The sequence below is a fragment of the Arenibacter arenosicollis genome (genome assembly GCF_014397245.1).
Classification (GTDB): Bacteria; Bacteroidota; Bacteroidia; order Flavobacteriales; family Flavobacteriaceae; genus Arenibacter; species Arenibacter arenosicollis.
The window spans coordinates 128849-148037 of sequence record NZ_JACLHY010000007.1; the positions used below are offsets into that span (position 1 = coordinate 128849).

The 19189-nt window shown below is 37.2% G+C and carries 18 protein-coding genes; 11 read left to right on the forward strand and 7 right to left on the reverse strand.

Going from position 1 to position 19189, the window contains the following annotated elements:
- Window positions 1–79: 79 nt before the first annotated feature.
- Window positions 80–1549 (forward strand): magnesium chelatase, encoded by a 1470-nt coding sequence (locus tag H4O18_RS09340; RefSeq protein ID WP_187583822.1) that lies wholly within the window; start codon window positions 80–82, stop codon window positions 1547–1549.
- A 10-nt stretch (window positions 1550–1559) separates the two neighbouring features.
- Here the strand turns inward: H4O18_RS09340 and H4O18_RS09345 are convergent, their stop codons facing one another.
- Together H4O18_RS09345 and H4O18_RS09350 are read right to left on the reverse strand one after the other, a co-directional pair.
- A complete protein-coding gene (locus H4O18_RS09345; RefSeq protein ID WP_187583824.1) occupies window positions 1560–2042 on the reverse strand; it encodes a hypothetical protein in 483 nt (160 codons plus the stop codon).
- A 251-nt stretch (window positions 2043–2293) separates the two neighbouring features.
- Window positions 2294–2731, reverse strand: a complete 438-nt coding sequence (locus tag H4O18_RS09350) for a hypothetical protein (protein WP_187583825.1) — start codon at window positions 2729–2731, stop codon at window positions 2294–2296.
- A gap of 119 nt (window positions 2732–2850) precedes the next feature.
- On the opposite strand from H4O18_RS09350, the gene H4O18_RS09355 reads away from it, so the two are divergent.
- Complete coding sequence (locus tag H4O18_RS09355) at window positions 2851–3636, forward strand: tRNA pseudouridine synthase A (RefSeq protein ID WP_187583827.1); 786 nt, start codon at window positions 2851–2853, stop codon at window positions 3634–3636.
- A 138-nt stretch (window positions 3637–3774) separates the two neighbouring features.
- Window positions 3775–4869 carry a magnesium/cobalt transporter CorA gene (gene corA / locus H4O18_RS09360; RefSeq protein WP_187583829.1) on the forward strand — a complete coding sequence of 365 codons (1095 nt, stop codon included), beginning with the start codon at window positions 3775–3777 and terminating at the stop codon, window positions 4867–4869.
- Between the two features lie 22 nt (window positions 4870–4891).
- Here the strand turns inward: corA and cysM are convergent, their stop codons facing one another.
- Both cysM and epsC read right to left on the reverse strand, forming a co-directional pair.
- Window positions 4892–5776: a cysteine synthase CysM gene (cysM, locus tag H4O18_RS09365; protein WP_187583832.1), complete on the reverse strand. Its 885-nt coding sequence runs from the start codon at window positions 5774–5776 to the stop codon at window positions 4892–4894.
- Window positions 5766–6560: a serine O-acetyltransferase EpsC gene (epsC, locus tag H4O18_RS09370; RefSeq protein ID WP_187583834.1), complete on the reverse strand. Its 795-nt coding sequence runs from the start codon at window positions 6558–6560 to the stop codon at window positions 5766–5768. Before epsC ends, cysM begins: the two co-directional genes overlap by 11 nt.
- A 90-nt stretch (window positions 6561–6650) precedes the next feature.
- Between epsC and H4O18_RS09375 the strand changes: the two genes are divergently transcribed.
- Window positions 6651–7340, forward strand: coding sequence for a DUF2461 domain-containing protein (locus H4O18_RS09375; RefSeq protein ID WP_222942379.1), 690 nt, complete (start codon window positions 6651–6653; stop codon window positions 7338–7340).
- Window positions 7341–7344: 4 nt separating this feature from the next.
- Here the strand turns inward: H4O18_RS09375 and H4O18_RS09380 are convergent, their stop codons facing one another.
- Window positions 7345–7758 (reverse strand): glyoxalase, encoded by a 414-nt coding sequence (locus tag H4O18_RS09380; RefSeq protein WP_187583945.1) that lies wholly within the window; start codon window positions 7756–7758, stop codon window positions 7345–7347.
- A 259-nt stretch (window positions 7759–8017) separates the two neighbouring features.
- Between H4O18_RS09380 and H4O18_RS09385 the strand changes: the two genes are divergently transcribed.
- The gene (locus H4O18_RS09385) at window positions 8018–8413 is read left to right on the forward strand and encodes an acyl-CoA thioesterase (protein ID WP_103475062.1); all 396 of its coding nucleotides are present in this window, start codon (window positions 8018–8020) and stop codon (window positions 8411–8413) included.
- Here H4O18_RS09385 and H4O18_RS09390 read toward each other — a convergent pair.
- Window positions 8410–9699: a dipeptidase gene (locus tag H4O18_RS09390; RefSeq protein ID WP_187583836.1), complete on the reverse strand. Its 1290-nt coding sequence runs from the start codon at window positions 9697–9699 to the stop codon at window positions 8410–8412. The genes H4O18_RS09385 and H4O18_RS09390 overlap by 4 nt on opposite strands.
- A 238-nt stretch (window positions 9700–9937) precedes the next feature.
- On the opposite strand from H4O18_RS09390, the gene H4O18_RS09395 reads away from it, so the two are divergent.
- On the forward strand, window positions 9938–11179 hold the full coding sequence (locus H4O18_RS09395; protein WP_187583838.1) for an ATP-binding protein: 1242 nt from the start codon (window positions 9938–9940) through the stop codon (window positions 11177–11179).
- 28 nt (window positions 11180–11207) lie between these two features.
- Window positions 11208–12977: a hypothetical protein gene (locus H4O18_RS09400; protein ID WP_187583840.1), complete on the forward strand. Its 1770-nt coding sequence runs from the start codon at window positions 11208–11210 to the stop codon at window positions 12975–12977.
- A gap of 442 nt (window positions 12978–13419) precedes the next feature.
- Here H4O18_RS09400 and H4O18_RS09405 read toward each other — a convergent pair whose 3' ends face one another.
- Complete coding sequence (locus H4O18_RS09405; protein WP_187583842.1) at window positions 13420–14283, reverse strand: sigma-70 family RNA polymerase sigma factor; 864 nt, start codon at window positions 14281–14283, stop codon at window positions 13420–13422.
- Between the two features lie 221 nt (window positions 14284–14504).
- On the opposite strand from H4O18_RS09405, the gene H4O18_RS09410 reads away from it, so the two are divergent.
- The 4 genes from H4O18_RS09410 to H4O18_RS09425 all read left to right on the forward strand — a co-directional run bounded on the left by H4O18_RS09410 (window position 14505) and on the right by H4O18_RS09425 (window position 18934).
- Window positions 14505–15014 (forward strand): DUF6155 family protein, encoded by a 510-nt coding sequence (locus H4O18_RS09410; RefSeq protein WP_187583844.1) that lies wholly within the window; start codon window positions 14505–14507, stop codon window positions 15012–15014.
- A 217-nt stretch (window positions 15015–15231) separates the two neighbouring features.
- On the forward strand, window positions 15232–16743 hold the full coding sequence (locus tag H4O18_RS09415; RefSeq protein WP_187583846.1) for a DEAD/DEAH box helicase: 1512 nt from the start codon (window positions 15232–15234) through the stop codon (window positions 16741–16743).
- A gap of 17 nt (window positions 16744–16760) precedes the next feature.
- On the forward strand, window positions 16761–18005 hold the full coding sequence (locus H4O18_RS09420) for a glycosyltransferase (RefSeq protein WP_187583848.1): 1245 nt from the start codon (window positions 16761–16763) through the stop codon (window positions 18003–18005).
- Window positions 18006–18088: 83 nt separating this feature from the next.
- Window positions 18089–18934: a 1,4-dihydroxy-2-naphthoyl-CoA synthase gene (locus tag H4O18_RS09425; RefSeq protein ID WP_222942380.1), complete on the forward strand. Its 846-nt coding sequence runs from the start codon at window positions 18089–18091 to the stop codon at window positions 18932–18934.
- The last annotated feature ends 255 nt before the right edge of the window (window positions 18935–19189 follow it).

A 19189-nucleotide genomic window follows, 5' to 3' on the forward strand; every position in this document is an offset into this window, starting at 1 on the left:
AATCAAAATTTTGTAAAAGTTGTTTAGACACCGTGACCACTGGCCTAAATTGGTCGGTTAACCAAAATAAATATCACAAATGAAATTGAATTACAAGGAAATTACAAATCTAGGAGAGCTTAAAAAGGCAGGATACAAAGCCAAAAAGATAAAGGATGAATTAAGGGCAAATCTTATAGAAAAAATAAAATCGGACGAAGTTACCTTTCCAGGGGTTTGGGGTTATGAGAATTCTGTGGTCCCTGAACTGGAAAGAGCCATTTTATCCAGGCACAATATTAACCTATTGGGGTTAAGGGGACAGGCAAAGACACGTCTGGCCAGGCTTATGGTGAATTTATTGGATGAATATATTCCCATCATTTCCGGTTCGGAAATAAATGACGACCCTTTAAGTCCCATTTCCAGGTTTGCCATAGATACCATTAAAGAGCACGGAGATCTAACTCCCATTTCCTGGCTGCATAGAAGTGACAGGTTCTATGAAAAACTGGCTACTCCAGACGTTACTGTAGCAGATTTAATAGGTGACGTAGATCCCATAAAGGCTGCTAACCTTAAATTGTCCTATGCAGATGACAGGGTTATCCATTTTGGAATGATACCTAGGGCTAATCGATGTATTTTTGTGATCAATGAATTACCAGATTTACAAGCCAGAATACAGGTTTCCCTTTTTAATATTTTACAGGAGGGTGACATACAAATAAGGGGATTTAAACTTAGATTACCTTTGGACCTTCAGTTCGTATTTACCGCAAACCCTGAAGACTATACCAATAGGGGCAGTATAGTAACCCCATTAAAAGATAGGATAGGGTCCCAAATTTTAACCCATTATCCGGAGGACATAGAAACCGCACGCAAAATCACAGAACAGGAATCCAAATTAGATCAACGACAAAGCGAGGTCGTTTATGTCCCGGATCTGGCAAAAGATTTATTGGAACAAATAAGTAGGGAAGCAAGGGAAAGCGAATATGTAGATTCCAAAAGTGGTATAAGTGCCAGGATGAGCATCACTTCCTATGAAAACCTAATGAGTACGGCCGAACGGAGGGTGTTAAAGAACGGTCAAAAATCGACCATGGTGAGACTAAGCGACTTTATGGGGGTTATTCCTTCCATAATAGGAAAAATAGAATTGGTTTATGAAGGCGAACAGGAAGGTTCTGGAAGTGTTGCTGAAATACTGATCGAAGATGCCGTTAAATCGCTCTTTACCAACTATTTTCCCAAGATAGATAAATTGGAACGCAAAGATGCGGAAGGCCCCTATGACGAATTGGTAAGTTGGTTTTTTGACGGGGAAGGTTTCGATTTGTTGGATGATGCCACCGACAAAGAATATATGGAAAAGCTGGATAGCATAGCTCCCTTACAACAACTTATTAAAGAACATCAGCCCGAATTTCAAAAGGAAGATTCCTATTTCTTAAAAGAATTACTGTTGTGGGGAATGGTAGCCCACAAGAAATTGAGCAAACAGCGTTATACTACAGGATATCAAATAAAAGATGTTTACGGTAGTTTTATAAGGGGGCTATAAAATTATAATATTACTCCCATGCATCTATATGATTATTTAAGTAATCGAAATCATATTTGCCCACCCTTTGCTTTCTAATGACAAAGGACCAAATGGTAAGTAAAACCAATAGTGATTGCAAGGAAATGATTAAAATACCCATAGGCATAAAAGAACTTGGAATAACATGGTCTTGAAATTCATGTTGTGAACCGAGTATTAAAAAGGTTTCTGAAATTTCATATAAATAGACCAATAAAATACCATACATGATATACTCAATATTTTTCATGATCATGTCCGGATATTCATTTTCGGTGATTTTGAACCATAGGACATACATAAATAGAAAGTGTATAATGGTTACAAAGGGAAAAATATAGTTCTCAATTCTATTGAATATAAAGGTACTGCCATACATACTGTAAAAACTAAGGCATAGTAGACATGCTATGACCAAAATAGATAGAATAATATTCAATTTTGGTACGGTTGTTTTAATTGAATTTCCCATAATTAAGTTTTAAGATCCAGGACAATATTCAACATAATTACAATAAAATTCCTACATGATATGTAAAATATCGTTGAATCGATATAAATTTTAGTTGGAAAAAACAGCGCTCGGAGGAAGTGCTAAAAAGTTTCGATGAAATTAGTGCTGCCCTGTTCTAGGAACAAGCATTTGTGACAGGCAAAATACGGGTTATTACGGTGGGGACAATGAGAATGCACCCTAACTACAATGCTCCTTACTACTGAAGGTTAGGATAACCAATTCCTCTTGGCTGCAAAATCGGCAAAAATTACCAGCAGCAATCCGAAGATCACGATTAGTATAGGTAATATCATGGCTGTAGTCCGCATCACGTCAAAAGTATTACTGAGAAAAAAATGATAGAGCTGTTGAAGTAGGATACCTACAAGAGAAAGTATAAATACAACCTTAGCCCATTTTTTTTTCAACAATAGGGCAATAGAACCGAGTAGTCCACTCCAAATAGCAATCGCAAAGGCTGCAGTTGCCCAACTAGGCCGTGATTCATACAATGCTTGCTGCGCTTCGGGCATTGAAACAAAAACTTCCTCGCTCATAAAAACTTCTGACAGGTAGGCAGAAACTCCGATTAAATTCCACAAAAGGGCAATTACGCCAACTATCCAAAACCACATTGGTGGTTTTACCGTAGATTTATCATTCATTTTATATTGGTTTAGGTTATTATTGTTACCAACAAATTACAAAAAAATAAATCCAATTTGACTACACGTTGATTTTGAGCGCATTAGGCCTGATTTGATTTTTTACTAATTAAAACTGGATGCAAACACCTCGTTTTTACTATTTAATTCATGTTCAATTTTTGGGTTTCAGGTTTAGTGGCTGGCAAAAACAACCTAATCAAAAAACTGTTGAGGGTATGCTGGTAAAGACCCTAAAATTTGTTTTGCCCAATGCTAAATTTAAAATTCTGGGAGCTGGTAGGACAGACGCCAAAGTATCTGCTTTAAACACTGCCTTTGAATTATTTTTGGATAAGGAACCGCTAAATGACCTTAAAGAATTTATGCATGACTTTAATATAAACCTGCCACCGGATATTCGGATAATCAGTATAGATCAGGTTACTGAAAACTTCAATATCATCAAAGAAAGTAAGCTAAAGGAATACGTTTATCTTTTCTCTTTTGGACAAAAAAATCACCCTTTTTGTGCTCCCTTTTTAGCAAATATTATAGAAGATCTCAATGTGGATTTAATGACGGACTGTGCCCAACTATTTGTTGGGACCCACGATTTTTCATCCTACACGGCCCGACTCCAACCAAACACAAAAGTGCTTAGAACCATAGAATCCTGTGAACTAAAGAGAAACAATATTTTGGAGGCCAATTTTTTTCCAGAAATTAGTTATGCTCTACATATCACTGGAGCCGGCTTTATGAGATATCAGATTAGGATGATTATGGGCGCTTTGATCCAAGTAGGAAAAGGCGAACTTACGGCTTTGGATATTAAAGAGTCCCTAAAAAAGGAAAACACAACTGTCTTGACCTTTGTTGCCCCTGGATCAGGTTTATTACTGAACGACCTAAAATTTAAATAGATGCTCCGAAAAAAATCTGACGGGAAATTTTGAAATTATTCTTTAAAATAATGACAAGTCCGTATTTCGCCGGTTGGATTTCATAAATTAGTGCTAAGAAATAATTGCGATTAGAATATTAAATTAAGATTACAACCTATGGCCAAAAAGAAACCAACACATAAACGGCAATCCATAAGACATATTAAGACCGGTAAGTCTCCCGGGACGGTCACCTATTTGGGTAATAGGGGAGGTGTAAAGAGTCTTGTGAACATAATGGAATACAATAAGCAGGACATTAAGGAATCTACCATTGATGTTTACGAGCCATCCAATTTTAATAAAATTATAGAACACAAAGTATCACTTTCCACTTCTTGGATCAATGTTATTGGAATAAGCGATGAGAAATTCATTGAAAATTTGGGAAATTCGCTTTCACTTAACCCATTAACCACGGAAGACGTTGTTAATACCCATCAACGTCCCAAAATAGATGAATACGACCATTATATTTTTGGTTCCTTCAAAATGCTTTATGTAGATGAAAACAGTGAATTGGTAACAGAACATTTGGCTATGGTTTTGATGGAAAATACCGTTCTTGTATTCCAAGAATTGCAAGAAGACGTTTTTAATAGTGTTCGGGAAAGGGCAAGGCACAAAACTGGGAGAATTAGAACCAAAAACGCCGACTACCTATTTTTTGCACTCTTGGATGCCATAATAGACAATTATTTTGTGGTCCTGGAGAATGTAAATCAAAAAATTGACTATCTAGAGGAAGAGATATACGACAATCCCAGTCCTAAAACTGCCCATGCCATACAGGACTTAAAGAAGGAAATACTTAGGATCAGACGGTATATTTATCCTGTAAAAGAGTTGATAAGTAAACTAATGGATACGGAACATGCCTTAATTAGCGATGACACCAAACTATTTCTCAGGGATACCATGGATCATTGCACAGAAATTAATGAAAGCCTCAATATATTCAGGGAAATGTCCATGAGCCTTATGGAAATGTATATGAGCAACATGAGCAATAAAATGAACGAGGTGATGAAAGTACTTACCATTATGGCCTCCATCTTTATTCCTCTTACCTTTATTGTTGGCGTATACGGAATGAATTTTGAACATATCCCAGAATTGAAGTATCCCAATGGATATTTCTATGTATGGGGTCTCATGATAGTAATTTTTATCGGTATGCTATTTTACTTTAAAAACAAGAGATGGCTGTAGATTTGGGATAAATCGCTTATAATCAATCGAACAAATCCGAGGACAGATAACGGTCGCCACGGTCGCACACAATAGACACAATGACCCCTTTTTCCAAACTTTGGGCAAGTTTCACTGCTGCTGCGGCAGCTCCACCACTGCTCATTCCTGCAAAAATACCTTCTTCCTTAGCCAATCGCTTGGCCATGTCCCTTGCTTCCTCTTCTGTAACCTCCATAACGGTGTCCACTTTCTTGGGGTTAAAAATTTTAGGAAGATATTCTTCGGGCCATTTACGTATTCCTGGAATCTTGGCTTCATCGGCGGGTTGCACCCCAACGATCTGAATATTGGAATTCTTTTCCTTCAAATAGGTAGAGGTTCCCATTATAGTTCCCGTGGTACCCATGGAAGACACAAAATGGGTGATCTCCCCTTGGGTATCCTTCCAAATTTCTGGGCCGGTGCTTTTATAATGTGCCTTCCAATTGTCATCATTGGAAAACTGATTGATCATTACATAACCTTCTTCCTTAACTTTTAGCTCCGCATAATCCCTGGCGCCTTCAATACCTACATCGGCAGGAGTAAGGGTTACTTTGGCTCCATACGCCCTCATAGTCTGTACTCTTTCCTTGGTGGAATTTTCGGGCATTACCAATTCAATATCCAATCCGTAAATACCGGCAATCATTGCCAAGGCAATTCCAGTATTACCACTAGTAGCTTCTATTAACTTGGAGTTGGTATCAAAATCGCCCCTTTCCAATCCACCTTTGATCATATTAAAAGCTGCGCGATCTTTCACACTTCCACCTGGATTGTTGCCCTCTAGTTTAAAAAGCAGTTTAACATTGGGGTTTGTATTAACAACTTTTGATATTACCAAGGGAGTGTTCCCTATAATATCCAAAATACTATGAGACATGCGGTAAGGTTTTTATTTTAATAATTGGAGAATGATAAACTGTTGAATTGGCGGGTACAGATTCTGTTATCCAGGCATTTCCTCCAATAACGGAATTTTCTCCAATAACTGTTTCTCCTCCAAGGATAGTGGCATTGGCATAAATGGTGACATTGTCTTCAATCGTTGGGTGCCTTTTGGTTTTTTGAAGTTTTTTGGCTACATACAAAGCCCCCAAGGTTACCCCTTGATAGATTTTTACATTATTTTTAATCATCGCGGTTTCACCAATGACCACACCTGTAGCATGATCTATAAAAAAGGATTTTCCTATTTGTGCACCTGGATTAATATCTACCCCAGTTTGCCTATGTGCATATTCCGTCATTAACCTGGGAACCAACGGAAAGCCTTCTACATATAGTTCATGCGCCAACCTATAAATGGCGATGGCATAAAAACCGGGATAGGCCATATAGACTTCTTCAATGGAAAGGGAAGCGGGATCACATTTTACAATAGCCTCCGCATCCAAATTCAATTTTTCCAAAATCTCGGGTAAACGGACCACAAAATTTTCCCAAACCCTTTTGCAAGGTTTCTCCACCTGCCAACACGCCAGATTCACCAACGCTTCAAATTCTTTTTCCAATAGATCCAGATTTTCGTCCACGGGGGTGTCTATATCGAACAAGGTATAAAACAAACGGTTGGTAAATAATTCCGTTCTTTCCTTTAGCTCAAACCTGAGGTTAGGCTGATTTTTATGCTCCTTAATATTTTTTATTATAGATGCTTTATCCATTTGCACTTTTAATTATATGTTCAAAATTAACCATTATTTCAAAATCACCTTGTGCTAATTTGGTTAACTTTAGCACAAAGATAATGTCTTATGAGTCGTATACAACAGGAGGTAATTACTAAAGATGTTTTTCAATTTTTGGAAAATCTAAAAAAAAACAATTCCAGGGAATGGTTCACGGAGCACAAAAGTGAATTCAAGGCGCTCGAATCCGGGGTGAAAAGTTTTTATACCTCTTTGATGAACAAGTTGAAAGTCCATGATGATATTGAAAAATTAAAAATGTTCCGGATATACAGGGATGTTCGCTTTTCCAAAGACAAAACTCCTTACAAGACCCATTTTGCGGGATCTTTTTCCAGAGCCGGCCTTAGGTTGCGAGGAGGGTACTATCTACGTATAAAGCCCGGTGAAACTTTTATAGCGACCGGATTTTGGGAACCAAATAAAGAAGACTTGTTTAGAATACGGAAGGAATTTGAAACAGATGCATCAGAATTCCGTTCTATTATTAATAAAAAGGGCTTTCAAAATATATGGGGCCAACTCCAGGGCGATGAATTAAAAACCGGCCCTTCAGGATTCAATAAAGAGCACCCCAACATTGATCTGATCAAAAAGAAGCAATTTATATTTGTGCGAAATTTTTCTGACAAGGAAGTCTTGGCTCCTGACTTTATGACCCAGATAGATCTATCTTTTCGAGCTATACGCCCATATTTTGACCTAATGAGCGAGATACTCACCACTAACCTTAATGGGGAATCCCTGCTGGATTAAGAAATTAGGCCGGTTGTAAAGCGGTAATCTCGAAGAATTGAACCTGATCTTTAAGTCGCTCAACAACCATTTGCATCATGCGTTTATTTAAAGAGGAAGAGTTCTGAATGTATAATATATACTCCTCGGTGGTAAACTGTCCTATAATAATTCCCTTCAAGGAATTTCTGAACTTAATGTCCTTTTGAATTGCGTTTTCTATAAAGAACAGACGTTTTTGCATCCCTAATTCATAAAAACTGTTTTTATGTTTAGTGATGTAATTTTGAAAAACCAGGAGCAGTAATTCATTTTGCATTTTAATCACGGGACGCAAGGTTACATTTTGAAACCTCTCATCACTGCTCATATTTTCCGATATTTTGGCTGAAGGGATTATAGGACGAATTTCCAAAAGACTATGGGACCTATCGCTCATATCATTGGTGTTTTTATAAAGGTAGGGATTCATGTTTTTTAGAATTAGGTATTCCCATTTAGTTTTTAACGAGGTTATGAACATTATACCGATGCATGGTCACGCTATTGGAATTTTCATTATTATAGACCTATTTTATTTTCATTTTGAATAAAATGTTGGGATGTAATTTAGATATACCTAAATCGGTGGACATTTCTTCTTATCGAAGGTATTAGGGTAAATTTCTTTACTAATTTTGCGGTAAAATTACTGTGTTATGAGATTTCATACTAGAAAATGGGTAAAGCCTGAAGATTTAAATGCCAATGGAACCTTGTTTGGAGGCAAGTTACTTGCCTGGATAGATGAGGAAGCCGCTCTATATAGTATTATACAACTGGAAAATAAGCGCGTGGTCACCAAATACATGTCCGAAATAAACTTTATGTCCACGGCATTAAAAGGGGACATTGTAGAAATAGGAATAGGCGTAGTGAAATTTGGAAAAACCTCTTTAACGCTCAACTGTGAAGTCCGAAACAAAATGACAAGGGAAACAATTGTTACCGTGGATAATATTATAATGGTAAATCTTGGTGCTGACGGTAAACCCAAGCCTCATGGAAAAACTAAAATAGAATTTGTTAAAGATAGATTGGCCGCGGAAGTTTAGCTCTGGCCCAAACCTTTGGCTACTTCCTGTACCTGATCTAATACCCGTAGTAAATTGCCTCCCCAAAGTTTGGCAATTTGCTCTTCGGAATACCCCCTTCTTACCAGTTCAAGAGTAACATTGGGGGTTTCGGATGCATCAGACCAACCGTCAATACCCCCACCTCCATCGAAATCGGAACTAATCCCTACATGATCAATGCCTATTAAATTCACCATATAATCTATATGATCTACAAAATCCGATACGTTAACCGCCTGGGGTGCGTCACTTTTTGTCGCTAACAATACTTTGGCCTTTTCAATTACTTTCGGATAATTCTCCGAAAAGGTCTTCTTTTTTTCTTCGTTCAAATTGGCAAGTTCATCGCCTTCATACCACTCTATGCCCATGGAATCTGCAACTTCTTTATAAAATCCTGGCATAAAGGCAGTACGTGCTTCATGCTTTTCAGTATTTAAATAGGAGCTAAATGCTACTGTCTGTACTACCCCTCCATTTTCTTTCATGAGCAATAATTGTTCATCATCCAAATTCCTACTATGATTGCAAAGGGCCCGTGCAGAAGAATGGGAAGCAATTATTGGTGCTTTGGAGAGAGCTATCATTTGTTTCATGGATTCTTTGGACACATGGGATACATCGATCATTATACCCAATCTATTCATCTCAGTTACTGCCTTTTTACCAAGCTCGCTCAACCCGTTATGCAACCAAATGCCATCTGCCTCACCGGTATTGGAATCACAAAATTGGCTGTGCCCATTATGTGATAGCGAAATATATCGAGCTCCTAAATCGTAATAGTTTTCAAATTGAGATAGATCTTCGCCAATAGGATAGGCATTTTCTACGCCTATCATAGCCACCTTCTTGCCAGATTTAATAATCCTATTTACATCATTGGAGGAATAGGCAAGTTCTATGGTCTCCGGTGCCAATTCCTCACACAATCTATGGATAGCGTCGAATTTTGCCATAGCATTTTCCTTTGCCTGGGCATATCCGGCAGCATCCAAAGTGCCTTGACCGGTATAAACTATTAACCAAGGTACATCCAAACCACCACTTGTAAGTTTTGGTAGATTTACTTGATTGTCCAATTTTTGGGTATAGTTGACGGTATCGGTAAAATTAGCCACATTAATATCAACATGGGTGTCTATAGTAACAACGTCCTTATGGATTCGTTCCGCCTTTTCTTCGATCGATTCTGTGGATTTATCCTGCTTTTCCTTACAGGCGATAATCGTTAAAATACATATAAATCCGATAAAATACTTCATACTAAAAGGGTTTGATACATACAAATAACGGCATTTGACAACATAAAATGAAGCCTAGATAACATTTAGTTGTAAACGGAACTTTAAAAGGAGAGTTTTAGACTTTCAGAACCCAAATTATTATAAATTGAAATCCAACAACCTACTATCCCATCTGACAAATCTTGAAGGTCAATTAAATCATTTTTCCTTTGAGGAGTTAACATCTGAGGAAGCCTCCTTATTAAAAAAATCCTTTATGTCGTTTAAATTTCGACTAGAGGAAAAAGTTCTGGGACCCAAATCACAAGTTTCTCCTTCAAGTATAAAGAACAAAGATTTTGACTTGGCCATTGGGCATAAAGAGATTAGTAATATTTCAAAAAATAGTTTGAAAAGGGTAGAAGGTAAGCTACTTGAAAAAGTGGGCGCGGAAATTAGAATCCCTATTAACGGAATTATGGAGTCCGTTGATCTGTTAAAAGAAGGTAAGCTCACATCCGAGCAAATATTACAACTTAATTCCATAAGCAACTCCTCAAATAACCTTTTGGAAATAATTAATGAGTTATTGGAATACACCAAACTTACTTCAGGAAAAGAGAAGTTTGAAAGTATAGATTTTAATTTTTACAGCATTATTAAGGATACGCTGTATCTCTGTAATACCCTAATAGTTAACAAGGATGTTGGTTTAGAGGTGGATTTGGATACTGAAATACCTGAAATACTCAATGGAGACCCCTCCAAATTGTCCCAGATTCTGCTCACTCTTTTAGGAAATTCGATAAAACTTATAGACGAGGGAAGCATCCGTTTAAAAATTAAACTCAGAAAACAAAATAAGAATAATTATTTAGTGGATTTTGAAATAACGGATTCTGGAACCGGTGCTATAAAAAATCAAATCGAGTCAAGTACGGAATTCCTAAAAAAACCAGAAACCGGCCTGCATGATTCTGGAATTAGTCTTGCCATTGTTAAGGGAATAATAGAAATCTTAAATGGTTCCATAGTAACGCTGGACACATTAGGCAATGGCCCTGTATATAAGTTTTCCATTCCGTACAAAGAGGGTAAGGAAATCAAACCAGGAATGAATCCCGATTTCGGAATTGACCAATTTTCAATAAAAAAAGAAACATTGCAGCTTAGTTTAAGCGGTATTTTGGAAGAGTGTATGGGAGAAATAGAACTATTGGAAGAGCTTATTGGGTTGTTTAAACAAAATATGCTCGACTTTATCGGTAAAGCCAATATTTATATCCCCGAAGGAAATTTTAGTCGCTTGGGGTTTGCCGCCCATACAGTTAAAACGGGACTTTCCATGATGAAAGCGGACAATCTTTATTCTCTTGTAGATGAAATTGTTATCTGCTGCAGAACCAATAGGGACCTGCCGAAAATTGGAAGGCTATACGACCAGCTACTTTTGACCTATCCCTTAATGGAGAAGGCCATTGATAGGGAATTAATGTTGTTGAAAAACAATAGAAAGTAGAAGCCATTTAAACTAAAAACACCAATAAGTGAATATACCCAAAATACATACCAACCTATTGTGGGATCTAACAGCCTTATTTGTGCTATTGACCGTTTCATATTTAATAATCATATTTCTTTTAAGGAATAGCTTTTTGATAAAATGGAACCATAGTGATGAAAAAAAGAAACATATACGTGGAATTATAAGTCAACTAATACTTAATGAGCAAGGAACGGTTATGATTGAGGCCAGGGCTCTAATGGATCTCAAGCTTGAAGTGTGGAAGTTACTGAGACAGGCAGGCAACAGGCGTATAATGACAAATATCTTTTTGGAACTCAACAATGACCTTGAAGATGAGGCCAAACCAATAATACATGGGCTGTCTGAGGAGTTTGAATTACATATTGAAGTTTTTGAGAAATTTAAAAATATAGCCAACAATAATATTCCCAATACCACAACCCCTGATTTTAATAATATGGAAAAGAGGAAGTTAAAAGACGTAAAATCAATTATGGACGACCCTACTTTTGAAACCCCGTTGAATAGTAATTTTCAAGTAGACGGTTTACCTGCCGACAAAACCATTGGGAAGGAGTTAAATCTAGACTTCATTCCGTTGGTAAAACAAAGTGATGTAGAAACCGATGAGGCATCGTTGGATTTGCAGGAAGGGTTATTGACCAACCACGATATAGATTTTTTAATGGAGTTTTTAGATCTGGAAGATTTTGAAATTAACCCATACGAAGGAATAAGCAAGGAATTCGAAAATGAAAAAAAGACCTCATCAACAGAAAAAGGGGGAGCCTCGTTTTTAAATATAGATTTTTTACCCTTAATATGTGAAGTAGAGGAGAAGAAGGAGGTCATCAATCCAATAGTTGACATCCATGATATGGAAGTGGATTACGAGGTGGGCATAGATCCCTTTATAAAAAAACAAATTAGCGATATGTTAAAGTCGCATGTCAAAGAGCAAATGCAGGAAGATACCATCGTTCTAGATGATGATGTACTGGATTTGGGCAGAATGCAACTACCGGCAGCAAAATTCTATTCGAACAGAGAGTCCAAAAGGGTGAAATTATTACATGCCATAGCCGAATTGGGAGATATTCGTGAGGTTCCATTATTAAGTGAAATGATGGACGTAGAAGAAAATGAATCCATAGGAAACCTAATAAAGGAAATAATATTCAAATTCCTTTCCGAGTATCCCGAGGATGAGGACCAGAAAGAAAGGAATTCTAATAAATTGGACTTTGGCCATTATTATGTTTTCAATAGATTGTTCAATGCCCTGGACATAGAATCCCAACTTATCCTTTTGGAAGAAATTGTTGAGATTGGGGAACAACATGAGCTTGACTTCTTGGAGACCCTACACAATTATCCGATCAGGATTGTACGGGATAAAGCCAAGTCCGTTTCTGCCATCCTTAAAGATAAATTAAGGGATATTGAAGATGGGAGGGAAACAAACCCTTCAATCTTTACAAAGGGTGATATGGTTGATTTAGCGAAGGAAGTCTCTGGAATTACCAATACCGGCAAGGACATGGCTAAAATATCATTGGCAAGTACATCTGGGCTTAATAGGACCTCCCGTAACGATAGAGACATAGAGCATCAGGAAACTACAGAATTTAATGACCTTTTTCAAATAGATTTTGATATGGCGCCAGCCGAGAAATTAATTGATCAGGATAAGCCCATTGGTAGAAAGGATGGGAATATACAGGAATTGGAAGAAATCCACTTTCTAGAGCAGTTGAAAGATCTGACCAATAAAATTTTCAAGAGATAAAACATAATAATCTCTTCATTTGACAACTAAAATCCCACTATACACAACAATTTATTGGTACAAAAAAAGATAATAAATATGTTTACAGTATAATTATTGACCCAAACAATAATAATTTAAAACCAAGTCTTACTATGTTATACGATACCTACGGAGAGGAATACCTAGCATTCCTTCAAGATTTAAATGAAATTTTGAGTTTAAACGAATTAGTGGAGTTGGACTACATGTAGTACAACCCAAAATTCAAAATCTAAAACCCCTATTTAAAATGGCAAAACAAAATCCAGACAACGCAGCTTATTTAAATTTTATTGAAGATTTAAATGAAATTCTAATCGATTTCAACATCAGTAAATTAAGTTACTCTTAAACAAATTGATTTAGAAATAAAGAGGCCGAATAAAACGATGTTTTATTCGGCCTCTTTGTTTTTTGACATTTATCCCAAATAGGTTTTAAGTAATTTACTCCTAGAGTTATGACGAAGCTTTCTAATGGCCTTTTCCCGTATCTGTCTAACTCTTTCCCTTGTAAGGTCAAAAGTAAGCCCAATCTCGGCTAAAGTCATAGATTGTAGGTCACCTATGCCATAGTACAGTTTTACAACATCTGCCTCCCTTTGTGAAAGTGTATCCAAAGCCCTATTGATCTCGGTGTTTAAGGATTCTTGCAATAATAGCATATCAGGTCTAGGAGATTCCCCTGAACGGAGTACATCGTACAGATTGGAGTCCTCTCCTTCCTTTAAAGGGGCATCCATGGAAACGTGTCTTCCAGAATTTTTTAAGGATTGTTTTACCTCACTAACGGACATTTCCAATTCCTTTGCAATTTCATCTGGTGATGGTGGTCGCTGATGCGCCTGCTCCAAATACGAAAATGTTTTTTTTATTTTATTTATGGAACCGATCTTGTTCAAGGGTAAGCGTACAACACGGGATTGTTCGGCCAACGCTTGTAGAATGGCTTGCCGAATCCACCAAACAGCATATGATATAAATTTAAACCCTCTGGTTTCGTCAAAACGCTTGGCCGCCTTCACTAAACCTACATTTCCCTCATTTATTAAATCTGGAAGCTTTAATCCTTGATTTTGATATTGTTTGGCAACGGAAACAACAAATCTTAAATTGGCTGTCGTAAGTTTTTCCAAAGCAATTTGATCTCCATCCCTTATTTTTTGTGCTAATTCTACCTCTTCATTTGCAGTGATCAACTCTATTTTACTGATATCTTGCAAATATTTGTCTAGTGATTTTGATTCCCTATTCGTAACCTGCTTGATAATCTTTAGTTGCCTCATATATATTTGTTATTTGGAATTAGAAGTGTTAATCTCTCATTATACCTTTTTTTTACGTCTTTTCCAAGTGAAGCTGCATTAGTTATACATAATTTATGAGAAGTTTAAGATATTCATTATGGAATCCAATTTTTAAAATACTAATTTACTTTCTTGTGTTATTTTTAATTTTTTAAATATGAAATTGCGTTTTTTAAGTAGAACTCGAATTAAAAGGGAGAATGAGTAAAAGAGCCTTGGTCAAATATTTGTCAGAATTAAAAAAGAAGGAGCTGGAGGAGCAATTAATAGATCTATATCATAGATTTCCGGCTGTAAAGGAATATTACGATTTTGTATTCAACCCCAAGGAAGACAAGATGGTACAGGAAGCTAAAATAAAGATCTCCAATGAGTACTTTCCACTAAAAAGAAAAAGACCAAAGGCCAGAAGATCTGTGGCTCAAAAATTTATAAAACACTTCATAAAACTTGGGGTAGACCCCCATTTAATTGGAGACCTTATGTTGTACAACCTGGAAGTGGCCCAATCTTTTTCGGAGGAGAAAAATGTCCCGGACTCCTTTTATAAAAGTATGGGGAATTCATTTAACGAACTGGTTCAATATATTTCTTTAAACGCATTGCTTAGCGATTATAAGGACAGAATTGTTGCTTGCTATTTATTTGCCACAGAGCGCCAATGGCCCAATAGGGAAGACTTCTCAAGGTCCTTGGATATAATAGACTAATTAGGCCCTGCCGCCATTCTTTTACGTTCAACTCCTCGCAATTGTAGCCTAGTTCTTTATGTGCCATCTCCTTATTCCATTGGAAATTTGTCCCTCTAAATGAACCATTGGAGCGACTTCAATTTTACGTTTTTGCTTTTTAAATTTGATACCAGCGTAAAAAACTCTTAATTTTGTAAGGTTTGATTTTTCTTAATTATAAAAATGCCTATTCCATTTGGACCAACCTAAAGAAAGTATAGAAAAAACCCTTTATGATTATCAAGAGGAGGATCTAAACACCATTTTTAAGTGTTTGGAAGAATCCGCAGACGATATCAACCTTTTGTACCAATTACCCACAGGGGGTGGTAAAACGGTTGTATTCTCTGAAATAGCCAAGAGATATATTCATAAAACCAATAAAAAGGTAGTAGTTCTTACCCATAGGATCGAATTAAGTAGCCAGACCTCCAGAATGCTAAAAGGATTTGGTGTTAAAAACAAAATAATTAATAGTGAGGTAAAAGAATTACAGGACCAGGACCAATATATGTGTTTTGTGGCCATGGTTGAAACCTTGAACAATAGACTTCAGGATGATAAGGTAAAGATCAATGATATAGGACTTGTAATCATTGATGAAGCCCATTACAATTCTTTTAGAAAATTATTCAAATATTTTAAAAAATCCATTATTCTTGGGGTAACGGCAACGCCTTTAAGCTCCAACATAAAGCTCCCAATGAAGGACCACTATCAAAAATTGATCGTGGGAGAATCCATTTCATCCCTCATTGGAAAAAACTTTTTGGCAAAGGCCAATATGTATAACTACGATGTAAGCCTCAAAAGTTTAAAATTGGGGATTAGTGGGGATTATACCGTAAAATCTTCGGATGAGCTATATGGCAACCAAAACATGCTTACAAAATTGGTCAATGCCTATGAAGAGATTGCAAAAGGTACCAAAACACTAATTTTCAATAATGGTATCAATACCTCCTTATATGTTTATGATACTTTTAAAAAAGCTGGGTACAATATTCGTCATTTGGATAATAAGAACAGTGCTTCCGAACGTAAGGAAATTTTAAAATGGTTTTCAAAAACGCCGGATGCCATACTAACTTCGGTAAGTATATTGACCACCGGATTTGACGAACCCACCGTTGAAACCATTATTTTAAACAGGGCCACCAAGTCCTTGACGCTTTATTTCCAAATGATTGGTAGGGGTTCCAGAATCCTGCCCAATAAAAATGAGTTTACAGTGGTGGATTTAGGAAATAATGTAGCCCGATTTGGTCTTTGGAACGCTCCCATTGATTGGCAGGAAATTTTTCACTTTCCGGATTTCTTTTTGGAAAGTTTAAAAAATGATGAAGAAATTGAACGGGAATTTGTGTACGAGATGCCGGACGACCTAAAGGCACTTTTTAGTAAGTCCAATAATATCGAATTTGATGTAAAGGCAGAGTATAAAAAGGTTTTTGCACAAGGACTTAAATCCAAAACTGTTCTGGAAAATAGTATTGAACAGCATGCGACCATATGTGTAGAAAATAGTAAAGATGTTTTTGACGCCCGTATTTTAGCCAAAAAATTGAAAGAAGAGATAGCCTACCGGGTCCGCCAATATTCCTATTGTATTATGAACAATACCAAAAACTACAAAGAGTGGTTGGAAGAGGACTATGAACGCAAATTGCGCTCTAAAATCTCTCAGAAGTTCGCTAAGCGAATGTAGAAAAGATCACTCCCAAGATGGATAAAAAAATATTGATCGTAGGCTATGTCTGGCCAGAACCCAATACAACGGCAGCGGGAGGCAGGATGCTGCAGTTAATTCATTTCTTTTTGGAACAGGACTACCAGGTAACCTTCGCCTGTACTGCGGCAGAAAGCGAATTTTCCTATGACCTAACGAGCATTGGGGTAAGTAAAAAACCCATTTTACTCAATCATTCCAGTTTTAATATTTTCCTAAAGGATTTAAATCCAACTATAGTTCTTTTTGATCGTTTTATGACCGAAGAACAGTTTGGATGGCGTGTTGTGCAGAATACTCCTCATGCCATCCGCATTTTGGACACCGAAGATTTGCACTCACTGAGACTATGCCGACAGCTGTCGCATAAAAAATCACTTCCTTTTACCAACGAAAATTGGTTAGATCAAGATCAAACAAAAAGGGAAATAGCCAGTATTTATAGATGTGATCTTAGTTTGATTATTTCCTTGTATGAAATGGACCTGCTGACCAAGACCGTAAAAATAGATAATGGCTTACTATTACACTTACCTATGATGTATGATGCAATAGATGTGGAACAACGGAACAATTGGCTCGATTTTGAGCAAAAAAAGGACTTTGTTTGTATCGGAAATGGCAAACATGCCCCAAATATTGATGCCATTCAAACCCTTAAAAAGGACATATGGCCTTTGATACGCCGTGAATTGACCAGTGCCAATTTATATATCTATGGAGCTTACATGCCAGATAGTGTTAAACAGCTCAACAATCCTAAAGAAGGTTTTTGCATTATGGGTCATGCCGATAATGCAAGCGAAGTTATTTCCAAGGCAAGGCTGAATTTAGCACCCTTAAATTTTGGGGCTGGGATAAAAGGTAAATTGTTAAATGGTATGCTGAGCGGTACGCCCAGCATTACAACGGAAATAGGGGCCGAAGGAATTTGTGGCAACTTAGCTTGGAACGGAATAATTGCCAATGACCCTGAGAATTTTGCTAAGGCCGCCATACTTTTATATCAAAATAAGGAAAAGTGGTCCCTGGCACAACAGAATGGTATTGCCATCATCAATAATTATTACAACAAGACCGTTCTGCAGCAAAAATTATTGGATAGGATAGGGCTGATCAAAAAGGATTTAGCTGGGCATAGATCTCATAATTTCATAGGAGCCATGCTACTGCACCATACTCTGGCGAGCACCAAATTTATGTCCAAATGGATCGAGGAAAAAAATACCAGACCACAATAGTGAAAACCCTCTAGTCTAAATATATCAAAGTAAAGAATTTAGCAAAGTATGTTATCTTTGATAACTGTTAAACCATTTTTGAAATGCAGAATAAAATTGATTGGAAAGTAGTTAAGGAATTTGAAGATATAACCTATAAGAAATCCGGGGGTGTTGCCCGTATAGCTTTTAACAGGCCCAATGTAAGAAATGCGTTTAGGCCTAAGACCACAAGTGAGCTGTATAAGGCCTTTTATGACGCCCAGGAGGATACCAGCATTGGAGTAGTTTTACTTTCTGCCGAAGGTCCGTCTACGAAGGATGGCGTATATTCCTTTTGCAGTGGTGGCGACCAAAAAGCTAGGGGACATAAGGGCTATGTTGGGGAAGACGGAATGCACCGCTTAAATATTCTGGAAGTGCAGCGCCTAATCAGATTTATGCCAAAAGTGGTCATTGCTGTGGTTCCGGGATGGGCCGTTGGAGGAGGACATAGTTTACATGTGGTCTGCGATCTAACCTTGGCCAGCAAAGAGCATGCAATCTTTAAACAGACAGATGCGGATGTGACCAGTTTTGATGGTGGGTACGGCTCCGCCTATCTGGCAAAAATGGTAGGTCAGAAAAAGGCGAGAGAAATATTTTTTCTTGGTAGGAATTATTCCGCCCAAGAGGCTATGGAAATGGGAATGGTAAACGCTGTTATTCCGCATGACGAATTGGAAGCTACCGCTTATGAGTGGGCCCAGGAAATTCTTGAAAAATCGCCCACTTCCATAAAAATGCTAAAGTTTGCAATGAACCTAACAGACGACGGAATGGTTGGACAACAGGTATTTGCAGGGGAAGCTACAAGATTGGCTTATATGACAGAAGAAGCCAAAGAAGGGAGAAACGCCTTTTTGGAAAAGCGTAAACCAAATTTTGGAAAGAACAATTGGATTCCTTAACGGTCTTGATCCAAAGTAAAAATTACCGAAACATTAAAAACTAAAAAGAGCCTTGTCTTTTGGATCAAGGCTCTTTTACGAGAACACTATATGAAAATGAAAAATCTTTATTTCTTTATTACACTACTAAAGTAGGGTAGAGGGGCTTATTGGGAAAACTATTGTTGTGAAGCGATAAAAAGTTGTGGTCTGTTAAGAGAAACTTGATATTTACCAATAATAGAAGATTTAAAATTGGAGTAGTTAACACTAAGT